This is a genomic window from Streptomyces sp. SAJ15 (assembly GCF_007595705.1).
In the GTDB taxonomy this organism is placed as follows: domain Bacteria; phylum Actinomycetota; class Actinomycetes; order Streptomycetales; family Streptomycetaceae; genus Streptomyces.
Map to the genome: position 1 here is coordinate 1 of NZ_NISY01000059.1, position 244 is coordinate 244.

Genomic DNA, 244 nt, shown 5'->3' on the forward strand with positions numbered 1-244 from the left:
ACCACATGCGCGTTGGTGCCACTCACCCCGAACGACGACACCGCCGACCGCCGCGGACGACCCGTCTCCGGCCACACCCGCTCCTCGGTCAGCAACTCCACCCCACCCACCGACCAGTCCACATGCGGCGTCGGCTCATCCACATGCAACGTCCGCGGCAACACCCCATGCCGCATCGCCAACACCATCTTGATCACACCCGCCACACCCGCCGCCGCCTGCGTGTGACCGAGATTCGACTTCA

The 244-nt window shown here is 67.2% G+C and carries 1 pseudogene; it reads right to left on the bottom strand.

What is annotated here, in order from left to right:
• Nucleotides 1–244, bottom strand: a pseudogene (locus tag CD790_RS34315) (polyketide synthase); the annotation flags it as partial.